We start from the raw sequence: 19440 nt of genomic DNA, 5'->3' as shown, positions 1-19440 counted from the left end.
TTGATATAAGCACTTTGAGGTGACTATGTCCACGACCACATTGCATTTGGCGAAGCAGAATTTCAAATTTTCCGCCGCCCATTTTCTGATCTTTGATGAAACTCATGCCGAGCGCCTGCATGGACACAACTATCAAGTGCGTGTGGACATTAAAACTCCGGCAGAGGCAGAGCTTCATGCCGATGGCTATTTCCTAGATTTCAACGTTTTTAAAAAATACATCAAGACGCGCCTGGATCAATGGGACGAGATCGTTCTTTTGCCGAAGCAGCATCCCGACATGAAATTTAAGGAAACTTCGAAGGGGTTGGAGGTCACATTCCGTGATCGTTTCTATATTTTTCCTGTGAGCGAAGTCGTGTTACTGCCAGTCACAAACACCAGCGTCGAACAGCTTTCAAGATTGTTGGCCGAAGAATTCTATAACGAATTTAAACAATATGGAGTCAGACAGGTGCGAGTCTACGTCGCTGAAACGCAAGGACAGGGAGCCTCGACCGTCGAGCCCTCTAAGGCTTAAGCTTGCCGCTACGAACTTCGTCCGCTGTCAGTTCGCGCACGATGCGGTAGCGCCAGAAGCAGATGCGACCGCCTTCGTTCAGCTTTAGCATCAATCTTTCTTCGGTAAGATCCGGACTGCCATCGCAATCAATGTGGGCAAAATCCGCAAAGGCGTCCACGCGATTCACCGACCACGAATAAGGCGCTTTGTCTTTACTGTAAAAAGCGCGGTTAAATCCACCAGATCCCAATTCAATACCGGCAACTAAGATCTTTTCTAAAGAAGGATTTTGAATTTGTTCTCGCGCCGTTCGGATCTGGATTTCGTCTTCAAAACCAACAACAAAAGCTTCGTCGGCACGGGGATCTTTTGTAGACACCAGAAAGTAAGTCTTCTTAAAAGGAGGGTCTAGTGGGACAGGCTTGAGGGACACAGCCGGACTTGGTTTTTCGGTCCCATTGGAATCAAAGAACAGAAGTGAGTGAACACGTTCCGCACCTTGCACTTCGATGCGTGCGACGTTTTGTTGAAAGCTCCATTTCAAAGTTTCCGTATCATAATAGTTCTGAAGTGAGAGGGATTTTTCTGCGATCAAAGACCCCAGTTTGTTGAAGGCTTTCAACTGAATCGAATTTGACTTCAAGAATAGGTTTAACAAATGCATCTTCACGGAATTGGTATTCGCAGGAAGATAGTGGGATGCCGAAGGACCTACGTTTGAAGTTAAAGGAGTGCTTGCACTTTCTTCGCAGGTGGCACTGACTTGCAAACTCTTCGAGAAGTACTTGAGGGAGGCGGCCATCTTCGTTGGCAGAAATTCAGTTCCACGAATTTTAATCTGAGATTTTGCTTCAACATCATAGTGAAGCTCTTGGATATCTTGATCAAAGCGCGTTTGAGTCCAGATGCGCTCAGGTTCTGCGGACTTATTATTTACAAAAACCGTTAAGTGTTCGGGAGCGCAGTAAGCCGGAAGATACACTACTTCTGAAGCTTGTGCAGAAAGGCTGAAAGTAAGGATCGCGGCGCTAATACTCAAGGAAGTCTTAATACTAAAATCCATATAGACTTCAGATCGGTCTTGGTCTGTGGAACTTAACCTTTGGTCTTAAAAACAAGACTATGGTTGGGCTCATATTTTCGTCTGTTTTACGAGGGGAAATTGATGTTGGTTCTCATTTTGTTTTCAATTGGTACGCAGGGGGTTAAAGAACTTCCTTTTGTGGGGTCATGCTTTTAACTAGAGGCTTACTGATCCCAAGGGAAACTCTATGAACTTACTGGATAAATCATTAAAGCCAGGCCAGAAGGTCGAAATCACCGGATTCACGTCAGACAATGTGTTCCGTGAGCGTTTGCACGAAATGGGCTTAAGAGTCGGCATGTTGATCACGATTTTAGGTCGTGCTCCATTTGGCGGTCCTCTTTTGATCCGTTTTAACACGAGTTTTCTAGCTTTGCGAAATGAGGAAGCGGCATGCGCACGAGTGAAACTGAACTAGCTGTTGAGCAACTTTCTATCGCGCTTGTCGGCGCACCGAACTCTGGAAAAACCACTCTGTATAACTGGCTGACGGGTTCACGCTTTAAGACCGTGAATTATCCAGGGGCCACTGTGGAGTTTTCTTTAGGCCATTTGGCTTCCCACCTGGGGGAGTCCCATATGATGGTGATGGACACTCCGGGCACTTACAGTCTGCATCCGAAAAGTGCTGACGAGTGGGTGACTTTAAAATCTATTTACGAAAATCCCAAAGTTAAAAAAATCGATGGCATTATCGTTGTGGTCGACGGAACTCAAATCTCTCGTCATCTGCAATTGGTGATGCAACTTCGTGAAACTGGGTTCCCCTTAATGGTGGTTATCACCATGTCAGATCTTCTTCGTAAAGAAGGTATTGAGATCGACATTCCGTATTTGCAAAAAACTTTGGGCTGTCCGGTTCTGCAGTTTGATGGCTTGTTGGCGGGCGGCCTGAAAGAGATTGTAGCTGAAGCAAAAAAACTTCATTGGACGAAAGAGCCTGCGCGTCCAGTGCCATGGACTTTTGAAATTCAAGAGACAAAACTTAATCAGTGTGAACAAATCGCGAAAGAAGCTTTGTCGCATAAAACAGATCACGCCCAAGAGCGCTTGAATCGCATTGTGGCAACAACGGAAAAGTTGGACCGCGTCCTTCTTCATCCTTTCCTAGGATTTGCTTTATTTATCGTGATCATGAGTGCTTTGTTTTCAAGCGTTTACTGGTTGGCGACACCCTTCATGGATATGATCGATGGTTGGTTCTCAGTAGCGAACGAGTGGGTGGCTGGACTTGGTCCTGGAACTTTGTGGGCGGACTTTTTGGCAAACGGTGTGATCACAAGTTTTGCGGCGTTCATGGTGTTTGTGCCCCAAATCTTCATCTTGTTCTTGGGTATTGGAATCTTAGAAAGTACAGGCTACCTAGCTCGTGCGGCAACTTTGATTGACCGTCCGTTTTCAGCTTTAGGTATGAGCGGTCGTTCCTTCGTCCCTCTTCTTTCGGGTTTTGCGTGCGCGGTGCCGGCCATTATCGCCACTCGTAATATTCCATCCACGAAAGATCGTATGATCACGAACTTCGTGATTCCCTTGATGAGTTGTTCGGCGCGATTGCCGGTGTATGCGCTGTGTATCGCCTTTCTTTTCCATGGAGAATCGCCATTAAAAGCGGGTCTTGCGCTGGCAGCTCTTTATATCGGATCCATGTTCTTAGGGGCTTTGGCTGCGGGGATTGTAAGTAAGTTCATTCCTCGTCAGGAGCCTTCTTTGTTCATGATGGAGCTTCCGATTTACCGTCGTCCCAAATTCCGTGTTCTTCTTCGTCATGCGTGGACAAGAACTTTGTCTTACGTGAAGCGTGCCGGACCTATCATCTTTACTTTCGCGGTGATTGTTTGGGTGGGGTCTACTTTCCCGAATTACCAAACAGAAGATGCTCATCAAAAACTTGAAGAAAGTTATGTGGGGCAGTTGGGTAAAGTGATCGAACCTGTTGTGGCCCCTATGGGAGTTGACTGGCGCGTCGGCGTCGGCTTGATTTCTGCCTTTGCGGCCCGTGAGGTCTTTGTTTCCTCATTGGCGGTGACTTTTAATATCACCGACGGTGATGAAGACTCTCAGCAAGAGGCTCTTCTGACTCAGATGAGTGCGGCGACCAATGCACAAGGTGAAAAAATCTTTACCGTCAGTTCCGTCATCGGTCTTATGGTCTTCTTCCTTATCGCTTTGCAGTGTATGTCCACGGTCGGTGTTCAGATCCGTGAAAGTGGTTCTTGGAAGTTTGCGGTAACGCAACTTGTTGCCTTTAATCTCTTCGCCTATGTTCTTGTAGTCTTGATAGTTCAAGGCTTAAGATTCATAGGCGTTCCATGAGAATATATTTTGATGTCAGCACCTTGAATCCGCAGAAAGTGACCGGAGTTGGAGTTTATATGCTTCAGCTCCTTGAACACTTTTCAAAAGAAAAGGATTTAGAGGTTCGCCCCGCCGTTAAAATCTCGCGCTATAAAAATAAAAAAAACATCGAAAGCATTCTTCCCAGTCACCATGCAGAAAGCTTTCTGCTGCTAAAGTGGGCTTCTGACAGCCTTTATCATGGCCCTGATTTTAAACTGAACTTAAAAGGTTTTTTACCGCGTATCGTGACCATTCACGATATGATTGTCTTTGAAGAAAAATACAACCGCCCGGAGTTTTTTCTAAAAGGCATTCGCGATATGACGAATGTTTTAAATTCCTCCGTGGACGCCGTGATCGTGAATTCGCAGTTTACAAAAAATCAGGTTTTAAAATATTTCCCGCAGTTGGAAGACCGTCTGCACCTGACTTATCTTGGTTGCAATCGTTCGCGCATGGCCGGACAAGGTCCTTCGTTGGGCCTGCCTGAAAAGTATATTTTATTTCTGGCGACCTTAGAAAAACGCAAAAACGTCTTGGGAGTCATTCGTGCCTTTGAGGCCTTAAAGGCTCAAGGTTTCGAAGAAAAACTGGTGCTGGCCGGGGCATGGGGATTTGGGGCTGAAGAAATTCAACGGGCATTAGAAAGTTCTCCGTTTAAAAATGACATTATTCACTTAAACTATGTTCCCACAGAAAAACTTTCCGAGCTTTATCAGCGAGCAAGTGTTTTCTTTTTTCCGTCTTGGTATGAGGGTTTTGGAATTCCTGTTTTAGAAGCTATGTCTTTAGGAACTCCGGTCGTGACCAGCGCTGGCGGAGTTCTTGAAGAAATCAGCGGAGATGCCGCAAGTCTTGTAGACCCGGGAAGTCCTACGGAGATGGCGGCCGCATTAAGCAGAGTTTTAACGGATCAAGCTTACCGTGAAGCTTTGACTCAAAAAGGGCTGAAACAAGCTCCGCGTTTCACTTGGGAAAAGTGTGCGCAAGACACGGTCGCAGTGTATAAGAAAGTATTGGGGAGATCATGATTTACGATTGTTTTGCATTCTTTAACGAAATGGATCTTTTAGAAATTCGTTTGAATACTTTAAACGACGTTGTGGATCGTTTTGTTTTAGTCGAAGCAACTCGCACATTCCAAAAGAAAGACAAGCCGCTTTTCTTTGAGCAGAATAAAGAAAGATTTAAGCCTTTCTTGCACAAGATTGAACACGTCGTTGTTGATCAATATCCGACCTTCTTTTCTAAATGGCGCGTTCCAAAAACCTGGGACTATGACGATCATCAAAAAGAGCAGATCTTAAAAGGTTTGAAGAACGCAAAGCCCGATGACGTCATCATCGTGTCGGATGTTGATGAAATCCCTCGCCCCGAGTTGGTGAAACAGTATGCGCACCAACCTGGAATCAAAGTGTTTCAACAAAAGCTTTATTACTATTACCTGAACTGCTTTGTGAAAAAGTATCCAGAACCTATTCCTTTAGTGAACGGCTACATGCCTTGGTATGGAACGGTGATGTTGAATTACCAAGACATTCAGACAATCAAAAAGACTCGTTTGTATCGCGAGACGCGCCAAAGCACGAAAGATATTACTGTGATTCCCAATGGAGGCTGGCATTTCAGCTATTTAGGCGGAGCCAAAAAAGTGATCGAAAAAATCGAAGCTTACGCCCATAAGGAACACAATAAAGACACGTTCAAAGACCCCAAAAAAGTGGAAGAGATCATCCGCAAAGGTGGAAGTCTTTATGGTCAAGAGATTGAATCTGAATTTGTCGCTGTCGACTCTGAGTTCCCGCGCTATGTTCAGACCCACCAAGCTCAACTGGCAGATCTGATTTTAAATCCCGAAGGTTAAATCGATTTATAGAGGCTTAAAAAAGCCTCTTGAGTCACGGGCCAATTGTGTTTGCTTAAAGACCACTCCTGCGCCTTATGACCTTGAATCTGAATGTCTTCCGGTCGCTGTAAATAGTGACGGAAGGCTTGAGAAAGCGACTCGGCATCTTTAGGCTCAGCTAAAAGACCCCGCTCATGGTGCAAGCCCACTTGCTCAGGTGTTCCGCCGGCATTAGTGCCAATCACGGGTTTAGCCATCATCATCGCATCTAATACACTTAAAGAATAAGTCTCGTTGTAAGAGGCGAGTGCAAATACGTCTAACGCATCGATGTAGGACACATAGTCTTTTTGAAAAGGAATGCGAACGATATGATCCTTGTAACGTGGGTTTTCCATGCGCTCGGCAATCCAGCGACTTAATTCTTCAGAAGGGCCTTCAAAAATAGGGGTGCCATCCGAATTTTTTCCGATGATAGTGGGATCGCCGACAATCCAGAGCTGAGTTTTCTCTAATTCATGATCGTTCAGGTATTCCAGGGCTTGAACCAGTTCTCGAACCCCTTTGCCTGGATCAATACGGCAAAGAGTTCCAAAAACAATTTGTTCAATGCGAGCACCATATTTATCGCGCAGCTCTTGGCGTTTTAATCCATCGTGCTTAAAGTTTTCAGTCTTGCGCCCGTAGCGGATCAAGTGGAGTTTTTCTGGGGCAATGGGAAAATTCTTTTTAACATCGTCCAGGATATTTTCTGAAGAACTGCACAAGGCATCCACTTTAGAAAATAGCCATTTATGAACAAAATCTCTTTTCGGAGTCGCGTTCATGTAAAGATTGTAGATGTGTTTGATCTTTGGAAGATTCCATTTCGCCAAAGCGCAGGCCCACATATCCAGACGCGTGTGAGAGTGCAGGTGAGTGATGCCATGCTCTTTGATGATATTTCTAATCAAGCGTGCCGTTTTTAATTTCGAAAGTTTTTTTCTGGAAAAGGTAAAACTTCGACGCCGGATTTTTTTAGTTCTTCCGTCACGCGCGAGTGCGCGGAACATAATACTTTTTGGGAAAGGCCTTTTTCTGCGAGCTTTTGGATCAGCTCGACAGTGTAGATTTCAAGGCCTCCCCATGAAAGTGAATGAATACAGTGAAGAACTTTTACTTCGCCCATAAAGCTTTGTAGTGATTGATGGTGCGAAGAAGGCCTTCCTCTTCAAACTTCACTGTCGGGCTCCAGTTTAATTCTTTTTGCGCTTTCGAGAAATTGATCGCATAGCGGAAATCATGGCCTTTGCGATCCTGTACGAAGCTTAAAAGAGATTCGGGTTTTCCCAAGTGTTTTAAGATCAGTTTTGCCACATCCAGATTCTGTCTTTCGGAGTTGCCGCCCAGATTGTAAACCTCACCGGCGCGACCGGAAGTGAAGACTTTCCAAACACCTTCGTTATGATCATCCACGTAAATCCAATCGCGGATATTCATGCCTGTTCCGTAGATAGGAAGCGGTTGATTTGCTAAAGCCCGTTTGATCATCAAGGGAATAAATTTTTCTTCTACCTGCAAAGGACCATAGTTGTTTGAGCAACGTGTGATCATCACCGGAAGTTTGTAAGTTTCAAAGAAAGAGCGGCACAAAAGATCCGCACTGGCTTTAGAAGCGCTGTAAGGGCTGTTCGGAGAAATCGGAGTGTCTTCCGTGAAAGCAGGGTCTGACATCTGTAAGGTGCCGTAGACCTCATCCGTACTGATTTGCAGATAGCGGAAGTTCGGATTCTTTTCAAAAAGAGCCAGGCTTTCTTTTAAAAGATTCAACGTGCCCAAAACATTTGTTTCTACAAAGATGTTGGGACTTTCAATAGAGCGATCGACGTGAGACTCGGCCGCGAAGTTGATCACGCCACTGAATTGATATTTCTTAAAAAGCTCGTCCATCTTGTGAGAGTCGCGGATGTCCAAGTGATAAAACTTCAAATGCGGATGTGTATCCAATTCTTTTTGGATATTCGCAAGATTGCCTGCATAAGTCAGAGCATCCACGATCACAAAATCATAGTGCGCTTTGATGTCATCACGGCAAGCCACCGTTCTTACAAAGTTAGATCCAATAAAGCCAGCACAGCCGGTCAATAAAACCGTTTGTTTCATAGTTCCTCAGAAATGATTTTTTCTAAATACGAGCGATAAGAACACTTGGGAAGTTCCGAAGTGATTTTTTGTAGTTGCTCCAGATTAATAAACTTCATGCGGTAAGCGATTTCTTCAAGGCAGGCGACTTTCATGCCTTGGCGTTCTTCGATGGCACCGATAAAGGCCGCCGCATCCAGAAGAGAGCGGGGAGTGCCCGTGTCCAGCCAAGCAAGACCACGATACATCATCTCCACACCAAGCTTTCCTTCGTTGTGGTAAGAAAGAATCAAATCCACAATTTCCGTTTCCCCACGCGGAGAAGGTTTTAATTCTTTAGCGCGTTTGGAAACCGTGTTGTCGAAAAGATAAAGACCCGGAATAGCGTAATTGGATTTCGGTTGCTTTGGTTTTTCTTCGATCGACTTCACTTTTTTAGTGGTCTTATCAAATTCAACAACGCCATAAGCGGTAGGATCCGCTACGTAGTAAGCAAAAACCCGTCCGTGAAGATCTGATTTTTTCGCCTTTTGTTCTTCAATGGCGCGACGGAAGAAATCCAAATCTCCATAGAAAAGATTGTCCCCCAAGATCAGGCACACGTGATCATTGCCAATAAAATCTTCGCCCAGGACAAAAGCTTCTGGGAGTCCGTTCGGCTTTTCCTGAATTTTGTAGCTGAGCTTCACGCCAAACTGAGAACCATCACCCAATAGTTTTTTAAACAAAGGTTGATCGTCCGGTGTGGTGATTAAAAGAATGTCTTTAATACCACCGAGCATAAGAATGCTGAGCGGATAATAAATCATGGGTTTATCGTAAACAGACTGAAGCTGCTTGGTCATAACCCGGGTCATTGGATAAAGACGCGATCCCGCGCCGCCCGCTAGAATGATTCCCTTCATGCTTGCCCCTTAAAGAAGGAATGAATTTTTTCAAGAACCAAGGCCGCTTCGTTACTGGAAAGATCGGCCCACATCGGAAGGCGCAACAGGCGATTGGAAAGATCATCAGTGACTTTCATCGATCCCGAAACGCGACCGTATTTAACACCCGCAGGCGCCGAGTGAAGTGCCACGTAGTGCGTGGTCGACTGAATGCCGGCCTCTTTCAAGTAACTCCACAAAGCGGTGCGCACTTCCACTGAGTTTAAAAGCAGATAATAGATATGAGCATTCGCCTGGCAGTCACTAGGAACCGTCATGCGTTGCAAGTGACCGTTTTTTTCAAGGTCCGCCAAGCCTTGGTGATACTGGTTCCACAAGGCCAAACGTTTCGCCGTAATTTCTTTGCCTTCTTCCAACTGAGAAAGAAGAAAGGCTGCAGAAAGTTCAGAAAGAAGATAAGACGAGCCTTTATCCTGCCAAGTGTACTTATCCACTTGGCCGTTGAGAAATTGCTGACGATTGGTTCCTTTGTCGCGCACGATTTCTGCGCGCGCCACCAAACGTGGATCGTTGATTGTTAAAGCGCCACCTTCACCGCACACAATATTCTTAGTTTCGTGAAAACTGAAAGCGGCCATGTGACCCCAAGTTCCCAAGGCTTTTCCTTTGTAGGAAGCAAAGATCCCTTGCGCGGCATCTTCCACCACCCAAATACCGTGCTGGTTGGCCAGAGCCATGATCTCATCCATCTTACATCCCACACCGGCGTAGTGCACAGGCATAATCACCTTCGTGCGAGGAGTGATGGCTTGTTGAATCGCGGCAGGATCGATATTCATTGTCAACGGATCAACATCGACAAAGACGGGGACAGAACCATAAAGGGCCACGACATTGGCTGTCGATGTGAAAGTGAAAGAGGGAAGAATAACTTCATCTCCCGGTCCGATATCTGCAAGCACCATCGCCATTTCAAGAGCCGATGTGCAAGAAGGAGTGATAACCGTCATCAAGGTCGGAAGATTTTTGTTAAACCATTCAGCACATTTTTTATTGAATGAACCTTCGCCGCTTAGTTTTTTATTGGCGATGGCCTGAGAAATATATTTCTCTTCATTAGAGCTTTTCGGTGGAATATTAAAAGGGATTTTCATACCCCCTCATCGTAGCCTAAGCACCATGAGGGAGCAATGGATTAAAAGCCGTCTGTAGTGCCGACTTTACGAGTGGGACCGTCATCATCAAATGGAATGACGCTCGACGCGGCCTGTGACTTTTTCCCCACGGGGCGAACGGCTTTATCAGAGGATTTTTTCTCTTGGAAAGAGAGGACTTTGGCATCTTTTTTTGCCACAGTTTTGTGGTGAGTAGGCTTCACCGAAGGACCGTCTGAAGAGCCTAAAATAACAGCATTTAAGTTCTCGACCATCTTCTTCATATTGAGAGCCTGGGCGTTGATTTCCTCTGCGGAAGCGGCCACTTCTTCGGAAGACGCGGCGTTAGACTGTGAGCTTTGATCCAGTTGGTTCATCGCACGGCTGATCTGTTGAATGCCGGTTGTTTGTTCGCCGCTGGCTGCTGAAATTTCATTGTTTAGATCAGCCACCTTTTTTACCGAGTTCACGATATTAGAAAGAACTTCGCCAGAACGGTCGGCGATAGTGGATCCTTTCTCGACCTTTTCAACGCTCTCTTTGATAAGGCCGTTGATGTCTTTAGCTGCCACTGCGGAGCGTTGCGCTAGCGTACGAACGGCTTCAGCAACCACGGCAAAACCTTTTCCGTGCTCACCGGCACGAGCAGCTTCGACCGAAGCATTCAAGGCCAACAAGTTCGTTTGGAAAGCGATATCGTCGATCACGCTGATAATTTCTTCGATCTTTTTAGAAGACGACGAGATGTCACGCATAGACTCAATCAAATGATGAATCTCTTGCTGGCCGTGCTCGGCGGCGTCTTTCGATGACTGAGAAAGTGCAGCGGCCTGTTTTGCGTTGTCGGAATTCATCTTTACCATCGAAGACATTTCTTCAAGTGACGCCACGGTTTCTTCTAGGGAAGCGGCGGCTTCAGTCGAAGCTTCAGACAGTGTCTGTCCGGCAGCGGAAAGTTGAGTGATGGCAGAAGCTACTTGTGAACCCGATTCATCCAATCCCGCCGCAATACCACTGACGGTATTTGATACGCGGTAAGCAATCCACATTAAAAGACCGAACATGGCTGTCGCACAGAAACCCGCGATCAAAAGAAGAAGCTGAGTTTCAAAAGCTCTTCTTTCTTTTTGCAGCTTATTATTTTCAAATGAGCGCTTGTTGTACAATTCCATGTTAGTTGCAATAGCGGCTTGTGTGTGAAGAGCCAAAATATGCCACTCTCCGCCGTTCATTGCGGTATGTACTTTTGCATCGTCTTCGGGAGTATTTTTCTCTAATCCCGCAATCATATTTTCAGTCAGAGTGTAAAACTGTTCTTTGACCTCACGAGCTTTGGCGTAATTTTTCTGTTCTTCTTCATCGAGGCGGGTGGATTCGTAGTAAGCCTGACCTTCTTTAAAGTCAGCAAAAGCCTCTTTGGCCTTCTTGATAAAGTTGTCGCGAGATTTCTTATCATGATTGTTCGCAAGAGAAGCCCAGATAAAATAACCAATACGGGCGCGTTGCATCCCGATGCGGCCTAAGCCATCCATATTTGGAATAACATCTGTATAAGCATCAGTAAGCATATCGCCGAGGTGACTCATCGAAGTCAGCGAAATTCCTGTGAGTACAGCGAAAGCTAGCACGGGCAGCATTGCTGACAAGAAGAGCTTGCCACGCAAACCTTTAAACCATGATCCCAATTTTCCTGAATTCATTCCAATGCTCCCGGTAAGAAAATTAATGAGTACTTCTAAAGTCTTCTCGACTGGAAAATTGCGGAACTTTAAGTCTTTTGTAAAATGTGAGCCCGTTGTATGGACCTAGGTGCGGTGCGAAACGTTAAAGTTATTTAATTGAATGTGGCCTCAGTAGGTTGTTACGATTTTTAGTACGTCTAGACTCAAGGAGGGGAAAGTCATGACAAAATCAACGCTTACGCGTGTGACGGCGGCTGTTGCATTGATCGCAACACTCGGCTTCACGCATAAAACTACGGACACAGTTTCTCTTTGCCACGGTTTCGTTCCAGAAAATGATATGAGAATTCCAGTGGGAGTATTCACTGCTGGCGGTATCACAGAGCAGCAATTCAATGACGTCTTGGATCGTTTGGAAAGAATCTACAAAACTGACGTCGAAAGAATGGGCGATACTTTGAAGATCAACCGTCTTTGGAAAGATGCGACAGTGAACGCTTCTGCGCAAAGATCAGGCAAGACTCAGATCCTCAATATGTATGGCGGATTGGCTCGTCACCAAGCAACAAATGTAGAGGGGTTTGCATTAGTAGCTTGTCATGAGTTCGGTCATCACAATGGTGGGGCACCAAAAATTTCTGGTTGGATGGGGTCATGGGCGACAAATGAAGGTGGCTCGGACTATTTTGCCACTTTGAAATGTCTTCGCCGTTTCTTTGCTGAAGACGACAACGCAGCGATCTTGAAAGATCTTGATTTAGATCCGTACGCAGTTGCCGGTTGTGAAGCGCAATTCTCTGACGAGAAAGAGCGTTTGATCTGCCTAAGAACGTCTTTAGCGGGTCAATCTGTTGCAAATCTTTTCCAATCTTTGCGTAAAGAAACAACAGCGCCTAACTTCGGCACTCCCGATAAACGCGAAGTGAGCCGTATGAACGATCAACATCCAGACACTCAATGTCGTTTGGATACATACTTCCAAGGTATGTTGTGCGTTGCTAAAGAAAGCGAAGCGGTCAGCAACTCTGATTACAAGCAAGGTTCTTGCTATGCTCCTCGCGATGTCGCGGGTGTGCGCCCTCGCTGCTGGTTCTTCCCAGGTCGTTAATATTTTCTTAAAATAGAAAATGAAAGAAAGCCGATGTCTCGACAGCATCGGCTTTTTTTACATATTTACTCTGGTGGCAAACTCACGTTAGCGTTAGTTATGTCAAAAAAGAAAATCATCCCGGTTGTTCTCATCGTTTTGATTCTCGTTCTTGCCTATGTGGCGAAAGTTTTCTTATTTAAAACTGAATTTGCTTATGCGGGCACCGTCGAAGTGACGAAAGTGGATATTCCTGCTCGGGTGTCTTCTGTGATTGAAGAGTTTCAGGTGCGTGAAGGTCAGATTGTCGACAAAGGACAGCAGGTTGTAAAGCTGGCTTGCGAAGACATCCGTATTTCTTATCGCCTGATCAAAAGCAGTTATGATCGCTCCAATAGTTTGTTTCGCAGTGGCGGCATTTCGCGAGAAGCTTACGATCACGTGAAAAATAAAATGGATGATGTTTCATTGCGCCAGGGCTGGTGTGATATTGCGTCACCGTTAAAAGGCACAGTTTTAACGACTTACTTTGAACCCGGAGAGATGGTGTCTCCAGGAGCCAAGCTGCTCACCGTGGGGAATCTTGAAGAAGTTTATGCTTATTTCTATTTGCCTCACGACGAGATTTCAAAGTTGAAGCTTGAACAAAAAGTTCGTGCGCAAGTTCCTGAGCTCGATGATAAGAGTTTTGAAGGTGTTATTTCTTATATCAATCCCGAAGCTGAGTTCACGCCCAAAAATGTTCAGACTCGTGATGAAAGAACACGGCTGGTATATGCTGTTAAAATCTACTTTAATAATCCGGAAGGCATTTTAAAGCCGGGAATGACCCTTGAGTGGGCGGCAGAAGAGCCATGAAAGACATTTCTTTGAAGGCTCTGAATGTCTGGAAGAAGTTAAGACAGACGCAAGCTCTCAAAGGTCTTTCTATGCAGTTTACTCCTCATCAGATTCACGGAATCATTGGCCCGGAGGGCGCAGGTAAAACCACTTTCCTTCGCCATATCATGGGTCTTTTAAAGCCGGATCAAGGTGAAATTATTTTCCTTGATCAAGACTCACCAGTGACATTTTCAAAAATTCGCGAGCTCGTTGCCTATATGCCGCAAACACAAAGTCTGTATCCCGAGCTCAGCATTCATGAACATCTGGAATTTTTTAAAACTCTGTATCAGCTTCCTGAAGAGGACTATAAAAACCGTCGTCAGAAACTCTTGCACATGGCTCGTTTGGAAGGTGTCACCGACCGTCTGGCTTCGCAGTTATCGGGAGGCATGTATAAGAAGCTGGGATTGATTTGCGCGTTGTTGTCGTCTCCGAAGGTTTTGTTGTTGGATGAACCTACCAATGGCGTCGATCCCTTAAGTCGTCGGGATTTCTGGGAACTTCTTTATGATTTGAAAGAGCAAGAAGATATTCTTATTCTGGTCACCACGTCGTACATGGACGAAGCGTTGAAGTGCCAGCAGGTGCATCTGCTTTTTGATGGAAAGACGTTGTTAGAGGGTCCTCCACAGGAAATATTGAAACAGAAGGACTGTAAAAGTTTTGATGAGGTGTTTTTGCAGTACGACTCCTCTTTGGAGGCGTTATGAACGCGGTCGAAGTCGAAGGACTTTCTGTTAAGTTCGGTGATTACTTTGCCGTGAAGGACATTTCATTTCAAGTTTCAAAAGGGGAGATCTTTGGATTTCTTGGCGCAAATGGCGCCGGCAAAACCACAACCATTCGCGTTCTTTGTGGCTTGCTGTTGCCCACCCACGGAAAAACTTTCGTCTGTGGTATCGACGTTTTAAAAGATTCATTTCAAGTGAAGCAAAAAGTCGGATACATGTCTCAGAAGTTCACACTGTACGATGATTTGAGTGTGGCAGAAAATCTGGCGTTCACCGCGGCACTTCGAAAAATTCCCGATGCGAATTTTAAAGCGCAGAAGGAAAAGCTTCTTGGTTTTATTAAATTCAAAGAATCCGAAACAGTCTTAGTGCGTGATATTCCCGGCGGCGTGAAGCAGCAGGTGAGTCTTGTCGCTTCCCTGCTTCATGATCCTGAATTGGTCTTCTTAGATGAGCCTACCGCCGGCGTTAGCCCCGCGTATCGCCAGCGCTTCTGGGCTTTGATTCGTGAGCTTGCCAAAGACGGAAAAACTGTTTTCGTCACCACTCATTACATGGACGAAGCCGAGCAATGTGAGCGCATTGTCTTAATGCGCTCCGGGGAATTGATCGCCTTAGATTCTCCGTCAGGTCTGAAACATAATAGTTTTCCCGATAAGGATCCTCACTCAGTCACTCTTGAAGATGTTTTCATTCATCAGGTGGAGGGAAAATGAAATTTCGCTCCATCTTGGCGATAGCAAAAAAAGAAGTTTTTCATATCGTTCGTGATCCTTTCACGATGGCTCTGGCGTTGGGAATGCCGGTCGTTATGGTTTTGTTTTTCGGATATGCGATCGAATTTAATATGGACCGGATCGGCCTTGCTGTTTTTGATGGGAATAAAACGCAGACCTCGTGGAATATCGAAAAGACCTTCACCAGTTCAGGATATTTTATTTCTAGCCCAGTGCACAGCCCTGCAGAAGCGGTGCAGGCATTGGATGAGGGCCGGGTGCATGCTGCTTTGGTTATTCCACCGACATTGACTCAGGATCTAAAGCCTTTTTCAAGCGCGTCAGTGCAGGTGTTAATTGATGGCTCGGACAACTCTTCGGCGGGTTCGATCGTTGGTTATCTAGGAGGCATCCATCGTCGCATACTGGAAAACGAGTTTGGAAAAATCAAAGCACCGCTTGAAGTAAAAACGCGGTTTCTATTTAACCCCGAGTTGAACAGCCGCTGGTTTGTCGTACCGGGGTTGGCGGCGGCGATCATTGCCATTCTTTCTATTTTATTGACGGCTTTAACTGTGGCGCGTGAGTGGGAAAACGGCTCGATGGAGTTATTGCTGGCGACACCTGTAAGACCCATAGAAATCATTCTGGGAAAACTTCTGCCGTACTCGGTGATGGGGATGGTGGCCGTGTTTTTCGTATTTATCATGTCGCAATTGGTGTTCTCTGTGCCGTTTAAGGGAAACTTTTTTGTGTACTTGGTTGCTTGCATGATTTTTCTAAGCACGTATTTGGCGCAAGGTCTTTTGATCTCTGTTGTGACCCGCAAGCAGCAACTCAGTATGCAGATTGCGATGCTGTCGGGTCTTCTGCCGACGATTTTACTATCAGGTTTTATTTTTCCTAACGAACACATGCCCTCTTTTTTTTACTACTTGACGATGATTTTACCGGCACGTTGGTTCATTAAAATCAGTCGTCAGCTTTTTTTACAAGGTTCGAGCTTTTTCGATATCTTGCCTTCATTTCTGGCGTTGTGCGCGCTCTTTTGTTTGATGATTCTTCTGGCGACGAAAAAATTTAAAAAGGATGTCGAACCATGAAGACGCTCTTAGGATTTATCAGGAAAGAATTTTTACAAACCTTGCGTGACCCACGCATGCGCATGCTTTTGTTTGTGGCGCCGTGTGTGCAACTCACGATCTTTGGTGTGGCTCTATCTACGGAAGCAAAGAATATTCGACTGAGCGTTTTCGGGGCCCCTAACGATACAAGTCTTCAAGAGATTTACCGCAAAGCTTTAGCCTCGGGGTGGTTTATCCCGGCAAAAACTTCTTCATTAGATCCTTTTGATCAAATTAATAAAGGTGAAGCTGATGCTGTCCTCGTGGCACCGATGGGTGGTTTAGATAAAAGCTTGGGAAGAAGTGAAGGAAAGGTCCAGCTTCTTGTTAATGCCACTAACGTCACGCGCGCGCAAAGTATCGAAAGATATTTTCTAAACATCGTGCAGTCCTTGTATCCTCAGTTAGCGCCGTTTCAGTTTGATGTGCGCGTGCTTTATAATCCGGCTCTAAGAACGGCGTTGTTCCTTGTGCCTGGCGTGATGAGTTTGTTGGTTTGTTTAATCACGATTCTTCTGACCAGTATGTCCATCACCAAAGAAAAAGAAATAGGCACATTCGAGACTTTGATTTCCGCTCCGGTAAAACCAGAAGAAGTGATTTTTGGGAAGACCGTGCCCTTTGTTCTTTTAGGAATGAGCAATATTCCTCTGATTGTCGGTGTGGCCGTCGCTCTTTTTGGAATGCCTTTAAGAGGCAGTCTTTTCATTCTGCTTCTTTCTTCGTTTGTATTTGTGTGTTGTACGGTGGGAATTGGTTTATTTATTTCTACTGTCGCTAAGAACCAGCAGCAGTCGATGATGGGGGGATTTCTTTATCTTTTTCCGTCAGTACTGCTATCAGGGCTTGTTTTTCCCATTGAAAACATGCCCTGGGTCTTAAGAATTTTCTCGTACATCAATCCGCTGACTTATTTCATCGAGCTTCTTCGCAATATTATGCTGAAGGGCGGGGATGCACGCCTGATCTTATTTAATGTTCTTATACTTACCGCCATGGCGGTCTTGGTCATCACAGCTAGCTGGCGACGCTTTAAGGTCGTACTCGGGTAGGCCACAAGGGTCACCACCATCTTCAATTTCCGGAATCGCGGGAAGAGGCTCTGATGTTCGGGACGTTCTTTCCAGATCCATCTCAAAGATATCTAAAGTTTTCAAAGTATCAGAGCGACGATGCATGGAAAGGTGATACAGGTCACCGGAAACTTTGCGCATAATAATCACTTCGCCATACCCATACTGATCATTGATGAACGAAGCATAGTAATCGCCTTTTTCAGAATACTTTCCGTGAGGCAGTTGACTCATGTTTTTAGGAAGACCAAAAGAGCGGACTGCTTCTTCGCCATTCACCCATTGAGAAAAGTAAATAGAAGTTCCGTAAGTTTCAGGATGAATGGTGACTTGTTTGTTGTTGCAAAGCTTGGCATCTCCCACAGACGGATTCGCCGATTCATTTTTGCAATTAAGGATTTTATAAGTCCCACGAACATTTTCAAAAGTAGAAGCCTGAGCGTTGAGGCCGAAAAATACCAGGGCCGACAGAATGATGTTAAATTTCATAAAGACTCCTTTTAAGAATCTTTTAGCGGATTCATTGCAGGAGTCATGTTTCTTTCCGTTAACCTACATAAACGATTTGTTAGAAACGGACTTAGTTCTTCTTACCCACCTCTTCTTCATCGAGGACTTGTGCCTGTTCAGTAGGTCCTTTTTTTCTTTCCACAAAGAGCGCAGGAGGAGGAACTCCCACCATAGCCAAAAGGAAGAAGAGGGGAAGTAAAGAATAGAAGAGAATCTTCTTCAAACTCATAGTAACAAGGTGAGTCGTTAGGCGAATCTGTCAAGGCTCATAAAGCAAGAGGTTGCCGAAACTTCGGCAGCAGCCAGGATCTCGGCGAAAAGACCTGACGGAGGCCCGGCAGCGTTTTTGAAATACCCACATAAGTTGTTGAAAGCAGGTGGGCAGAGGCTGGCATCGACACTGCAATATCAATTCTCTGAAAACAAACAATCCTGGAGACTAAAAATGAAAAACCTTAAATCCTTCCTTCTTGCCGCATTCACTTTAACTACTTTAGCGAGCGTTGAATCCGCATTCGCGAAAGAGAGTGCCTGTAAAAATCAAAAAACTGTCGTTCTTGACGGTTATGTCACGATGACTTTTTGTGAAATACCGGCGGCCGACGGAGTCATGATTGGAAATAACGATGATTTCGAAGCCGCGCCTGCAAAGCCTCGCAACTTTCAAAAATTTCAAATTGGCCAATTCACGGTGACGCAACTTCAGTATAAAACAATTATGCAGTCAGAACCGTGGATGGCAAATGGCTCACCTTTGACGTACGTGCAAGAAGGGGACAGCAATCCCGCTGTCTGGATTTCGTATGAACAGGCCAAACAATTCACGCGCACTTTGAATTTAATTGATCCGACAGCCACTTATCGTCTTCCGACTGAAGCTGAATTTGAATACGCAGCTCGCGGTGGCACAAAGACGACGTATTACTGGGGTGACGAGATGGACTCAAACTTTCCTTTCTTCGCAGGCAACATCGGCAGCGAGAGCTATGCCCATGCCGTTGACTCCTGTCCCGTTCCTTATCTGAACAACAGAATGCCCGGCTACTGCGCTAATCAATACGGACTTTTCCATATGCTGGGAAATGTCTGGGAATTAACCGAAGATGTTTTCGTAAGAGGATATGATAGCGCTCCCACGAACGGAAACGAACCAGTGAAAGGTGAACCCAACGCAGTTCACACCACTCGCGGTGGAAGCTTCCTTGATGATACGAATCTAATCTCTGCCACATGGCGCGGATACGCTCCCCCAAACAAAGGTTACGGTGACATCGGCTTCAGAGTAGTAAGAATCCCGAAAGCGGCGGGAAAATAGTATGAGGCCTATTTTGGAGCCGTGAGAGCCGGCGGTTGTGAGTTTTCTTGCGGCTTATGGTTCTTGTGGCCCCAAATATAGCCCACAAAATAAGCAACACATCCGATAAGAGCAAAAATCATCCATTTTTTGATGCGACTGTACAGTAAAGCCTTCATTTTTTTGATTTTTACCCGTTGACAACTAAGCCTGGCAACTGTAATTTTGGTTTCTCTTCGAGCGCGGGAGTAGCTCAGTTGATAGAGCGATGCCTTGCCAAGGCATAGGTCGCGGGTTTGAGCCCCGTCTCCCGCTCCAAATTAAAACCGCCCGTCAGGCGGTTTTTTAGTTTGAGCCCTTGTCTTTATTTTAGCTTCAGCCAAATACGGTTCTCTTCACGCAACTGT

General features: G+C 45.5%; 20 protein-coding genes and 1 tRNA gene. 13 read left to right on the top strand and 8 right to left on the bottom strand.

Annotated features, from left to right (window positions below; all coding sequences use genetic code 11):
• Window positions 1–25 precede the first annotated feature (25 nt).
• The gene (locus AZI85_RS05465) at window positions 26–520 is read left to right on the top strand and encodes a 6-pyruvoyl trahydropterin synthase family protein (protein ID WP_063243147.1); all 495 of its coding nucleotides are present in this window, start codon (window positions 26–28) and stop codon (window positions 518–520) included.
• On the opposite strand, the gene AZI85_RS05460 is transcribed toward AZI85_RS05465, so the two are convergent.
• Window positions 510–1565, bottom strand: coding sequence for a BP74-related protein (locus AZI85_RS05460; protein WP_063243146.1), 1056 nt, complete (start codon window positions 1563–1565; stop codon window positions 510–512). The genes AZI85_RS05465 and AZI85_RS05460 overlap by 11 nt on opposite strands.
• 208 nt (window positions 1566–1773) lie before the next feature.
• Here AZI85_RS05460 and AZI85_RS05455 point away from each other — a divergent pair, with 208 nt between their 5' ends.
• The 4 genes from AZI85_RS05455 to AZI85_RS05440 are packed head-to-tail and all read left to right on the top strand — an operon-like array spanning window position 1774 to window position 5787.
• Window positions 1774–2004, top strand: coding sequence for a FeoA family protein (locus AZI85_RS05455; protein ID WP_063243145.1), 231 nt, complete (start codon window positions 1774–1776; stop codon window positions 2002–2004).
• Window positions 1980–3899 carry a ferrous iron transporter B gene (gene feoB / locus AZI85_RS05450; RefSeq protein ID WP_063243144.1) on the top strand — a complete coding sequence of 640 codons (1920 nt, stop codon included), beginning with the start codon at window positions 1980–1982 and terminating at the stop codon, window positions 3897–3899. The genes AZI85_RS05455 and feoB overlap by 25 nt, the downstream gene beginning before the upstream one ends.
• A 59-nt stretch (window positions 3900–3958) precedes the next feature.
• Window positions 3959–4954 carry a glycosyltransferase family 4 protein gene (locus AZI85_RS05445; protein WP_172795304.1) on the top strand — a complete coding sequence of 332 codons (996 nt, stop codon included), beginning with the start codon at window positions 3959–3961 and terminating at the stop codon, window positions 4952–4954.
• Window positions 4951–5787, top strand: a complete 837-nt coding sequence (locus AZI85_RS05440) for a hypothetical protein (protein ID WP_063243142.1) — start codon at window positions 4951–4953, stop codon at window positions 5785–5787. The genes AZI85_RS05445 and AZI85_RS05440 overlap by 4 nt, the downstream gene beginning before the upstream one ends.
• On the opposite strand, the gene AZI85_RS05435 is transcribed toward AZI85_RS05440, so the two are convergent.
• From AZI85_RS05435 to AZI85_RS05415, 6 genes are read right to left on the bottom strand one after another with little or no spacing between them, the layout of a single operon-like run.
• Window positions 5784–6821: a glycosyltransferase family 4 protein gene (locus AZI85_RS05435; RefSeq protein WP_253720855.1), complete on the bottom strand. Its 1038-nt coding sequence runs from the start codon at window positions 6819–6821 to the stop codon at window positions 5784–5786. The genes AZI85_RS05440 and AZI85_RS05435 overlap by 4 nt on opposite strands.
• Window positions 6734–6937 carry a hypothetical protein gene (locus tag AZI85_RS17845; protein WP_253720868.1) on the bottom strand — a complete coding sequence of 68 codons (204 nt, stop codon included), beginning with the start codon at window positions 6935–6937 and terminating at the stop codon, window positions 6734–6736. Before AZI85_RS17845 ends, AZI85_RS05435 begins: the two co-directional genes overlap by 88 nt.
• Window positions 6925–7911, bottom strand: coding sequence for a dTDP-glucose 4,6-dehydratase (gene rfbB, locus AZI85_RS05430; RefSeq protein ID WP_063243141.1), 987 nt, complete (start codon window positions 7909–7911; stop codon window positions 6925–6927). Before rfbB ends, AZI85_RS17845 begins: the two co-directional genes overlap by 13 nt.
• Window positions 7908–8795 carry a glucose-1-phosphate thymidylyltransferase RfbA gene (gene rfbA, locus AZI85_RS05425; RefSeq protein ID WP_063243140.1) on the bottom strand — a complete coding sequence of 296 codons (888 nt, stop codon included), beginning with the start codon at window positions 8793–8795 and terminating at the stop codon, window positions 7908–7910. Before rfbA ends, rfbB begins: the two co-directional genes overlap by 4 nt.
• Window positions 8792–9931: a dTDP-4-amino-4,6-dideoxygalactose transaminase gene (gene rffA / locus AZI85_RS05420; protein WP_063243139.1), complete on the bottom strand. Its 1140-nt coding sequence runs from the start codon at window positions 9929–9931 to the stop codon at window positions 8792–8794. Before rffA ends, rfbA begins: the two co-directional genes overlap by 4 nt.
• 41 nt (window positions 9932–9972) lie before the next feature.
• Window positions 9973–11631, bottom strand: coding sequence for a HAMP domain-containing methyl-accepting chemotaxis protein (locus AZI85_RS05415; protein ID WP_063243138.1), 1659 nt, complete (start codon window positions 11629–11631; stop codon window positions 9973–9975).
• A gap of 202 nt (window positions 11632–11833) precedes the next feature.
• Here AZI85_RS05415 and AZI85_RS05410 point away from each other — a divergent pair, with 202 nt between their 5' ends.
• The 6 genes from AZI85_RS05410 to AZI85_RS05385 all read left to right on the top strand — a co-directional run bounded on the left by AZI85_RS05410 (window position 11834) and on the right by AZI85_RS05385 (window position 17208).
• Window positions 11834–12721 (top strand): hypothetical protein, encoded by an 888-nt coding sequence (locus tag AZI85_RS05410; protein WP_253720854.1) that lies wholly within the window; start codon window positions 11834–11836, stop codon window positions 12719–12721.
• A 99-nt stretch (window positions 12722–12820) separates the two neighbouring features.
• Window positions 12821–13558, top strand: a complete 738-nt coding sequence (locus AZI85_RS05405; protein WP_063243218.1) for an efflux RND transporter periplasmic adaptor subunit — start codon at window positions 12821–12823, stop codon at window positions 13556–13558.
• Window positions 13555–14295, top strand: coding sequence for an ABC transporter ATP-binding protein (locus AZI85_RS05400; protein WP_081110921.1), 741 nt, complete (start codon window positions 13555–13557; stop codon window positions 14293–14295). Before AZI85_RS05405 ends, AZI85_RS05400 begins: the two co-directional genes overlap by 4 nt.
• Window positions 14292–15032 carry an ABC transporter ATP-binding protein gene (locus AZI85_RS05395; protein ID WP_063243136.1) on the top strand — a complete coding sequence of 247 codons (741 nt, stop codon included), beginning with the start codon at window positions 14292–14294 and terminating at the stop codon, window positions 15030–15032. The genes AZI85_RS05400 and AZI85_RS05395 overlap by 4 nt, the downstream gene beginning before the upstream one ends.
• The gene (locus AZI85_RS05390; protein WP_063243135.1) at window positions 15029–16135 is read left to right on the top strand and encodes an ABC transporter permease; all 1107 of its coding nucleotides are present in this window, start codon (window positions 15029–15031) and stop codon (window positions 16133–16135) included. The genes AZI85_RS05395 and AZI85_RS05390 overlap by 4 nt, the downstream gene beginning before the upstream one ends.
• Entirely contained in the window at window positions 16132–17208 is a 1077-nt protein-coding gene (locus tag AZI85_RS05385) for an ABC transporter permease (protein ID WP_063243134.1), read from the top strand. The genes AZI85_RS05390 and AZI85_RS05385 overlap by 4 nt, the downstream gene beginning before the upstream one ends.
• Here the strand turns inward: AZI85_RS05385 and AZI85_RS05380 are convergent.
• A complete protein-coding gene (locus AZI85_RS05380; protein WP_063243133.1) occupies window positions 17125–17718 on the bottom strand; it encodes a hypothetical protein in 594 nt (197 codons plus the stop codon). The genes AZI85_RS05385 and AZI85_RS05380 overlap by 84 nt on opposite strands.
• 466 nt (window positions 17719–18184) lie before the next feature.
• Here AZI85_RS05380 and AZI85_RS05375 point away from each other — a divergent pair, with 466 nt between their 5' ends.
• Complete coding sequence (locus tag AZI85_RS05375; protein WP_063243132.1) at window positions 18185–19054, top strand: formylglycine-generating enzyme family protein; 870 nt, start codon at window positions 18185–18187, stop codon at window positions 19052–19054.
• A gap of 221 nt (window positions 19055–19275) precedes the next feature.
• A tRNA-Gly gene (locus AZI85_RS05370) sits at window positions 19276–19351 on the top strand.
• The last annotated feature ends 89 nt before the right edge of the window (window positions 19352–19440 follow it).

Source organism: Bdellovibrio bacteriovorus (genome assembly GCF_001592755.1).
GTDB lineage: Bacteria > Bdellovibrionota > Bdellovibrionia > Bdellovibrionales > Bdellovibrionaceae > Bdellovibrio > Bdellovibrio bacteriovorus_E.
This window is presented reverse-complemented; position numbering and strand designations above follow the sequence as displayed.

Coding starts and splice junctions, on each gene's coding strand:
- AZI85_RS05390 (WP_063243135.1), top strand. CDS start 15,029: ATGAAATTTCGCTCCATCTTGGCGATAGCAAAAAAAGAAGTTTTTCAT.
- AZI85_RS05440 (WP_063243142.1), top strand. CDS start 4,951: ATGATTTACGATTGTTTTGCATTCTTTAACGAAATGGATCTTTTAGAA.
- AZI85_RS05405 (WP_063243218.1), top strand. CDS start 12,821: ATGTCAAAAAAGAAAATCATCCCGGTTGTTCTCATCGTTTTGATTCTC.
- AZI85_RS05395 (WP_063243136.1), top strand. CDS start 14,292: ATGAACGCGGTCGAAGTCGAAGGACTTTCTGTTAAGTTCGGTGATTAC.
- AZI85_RS05455 (WP_063243145.1), top strand. CDS start 1,774: ATGAACTTACTGGATAAATCATTAAAGCCAGGCCAGAAGGTCGAAATC.
- AZI85_RS05380 (WP_063243133.1), bottom strand. CDS start 17,718: ATGAAATTTAACATCATTCTGTCGGCCCTGGTATTTTTCGGCCTCAAC.
- AZI85_RS17845 (WP_253720868.1), bottom strand. CDS start 6,937: ATGGGCGAAGTAAAAGTTCTTCACTGTATTCATTCACTTTCATGGGGA.
- AZI85_RS05465 (WP_063243147.1), top strand. CDS start 26: ATGTCCACGACCACATTGCATTTGGCGAAGCAGAATTTCAAATTTTCC.
- AZI85_RS05375 (WP_063243132.1), top strand. CDS start 18,185: ATGAAAAACCTTAAATCCTTCCTTCTTGCCGCATTCACTTTAACTACT.
- AZI85_RS05415 (WP_063243138.1), bottom strand. CDS start 11,631: ATGAATTCAGGAAAATTGGGATCATGGTTTAAAGGTTTGCGTGGCAAG.
- feoB (WP_063243144.1), top strand. CDS start 1,980: ATGCGCACGAGTGAAACTGAACTAGCTGTTGAGCAACTTTCTATCGCG.
- rfbB (WP_063243141.1), bottom strand. CDS start 7,911: ATGAAACAAACGGTTTTATTGACCGGCTGTGCTGGCTTTATTGGATCT.
- AZI85_RS05385 (WP_063243134.1), top strand. CDS start 16,132: ATGAAGACGCTCTTAGGATTTATCAGGAAAGAATTTTTACAAACCTTG.
- AZI85_RS05445 (WP_172795304.1), top strand. CDS start 3,959: ATGCTTCAGCTCCTTGAACACTTTTCAAAAGAAAAGGATTTAGAGGTT.
- rffA (WP_063243139.1), bottom strand. CDS start 9,931: ATGAAAATCCCTTTTAATATTCCACCGAAAAGCTCTAATGAAGAGAAA.
- AZI85_RS05400 (WP_081110921.1), top strand. CDS start 13,555: ATGAAAGACATTTCTTTGAAGGCTCTGAATGTCTGGAAGAAGTTAAGA.
- AZI85_RS05435 (WP_253720855.1), bottom strand. CDS start 6,821: ATGTTCCGCGCACTCGCGCGTGACGGAAGAACTAAAAAAATCCGGCGT.
- AZI85_RS05460 (WP_063243146.1), bottom strand. CDS start 1,565: ATGGATTTTAGTATTAAGACTTCCTTGAGTATTAGCGCCGCGATCCTT.
- AZI85_RS05410 (WP_253720854.1), top strand. CDS start 11,834: ATGACAAAATCAACGCTTACGCGTGTGACGGCGGCTGTTGCATTGATC.
- rfbA (WP_063243140.1), bottom strand. CDS start 8,795: ATGAAGGGAATCATTCTAGCGGGCGGCGCGGGATCGCGTCTTTATCCA.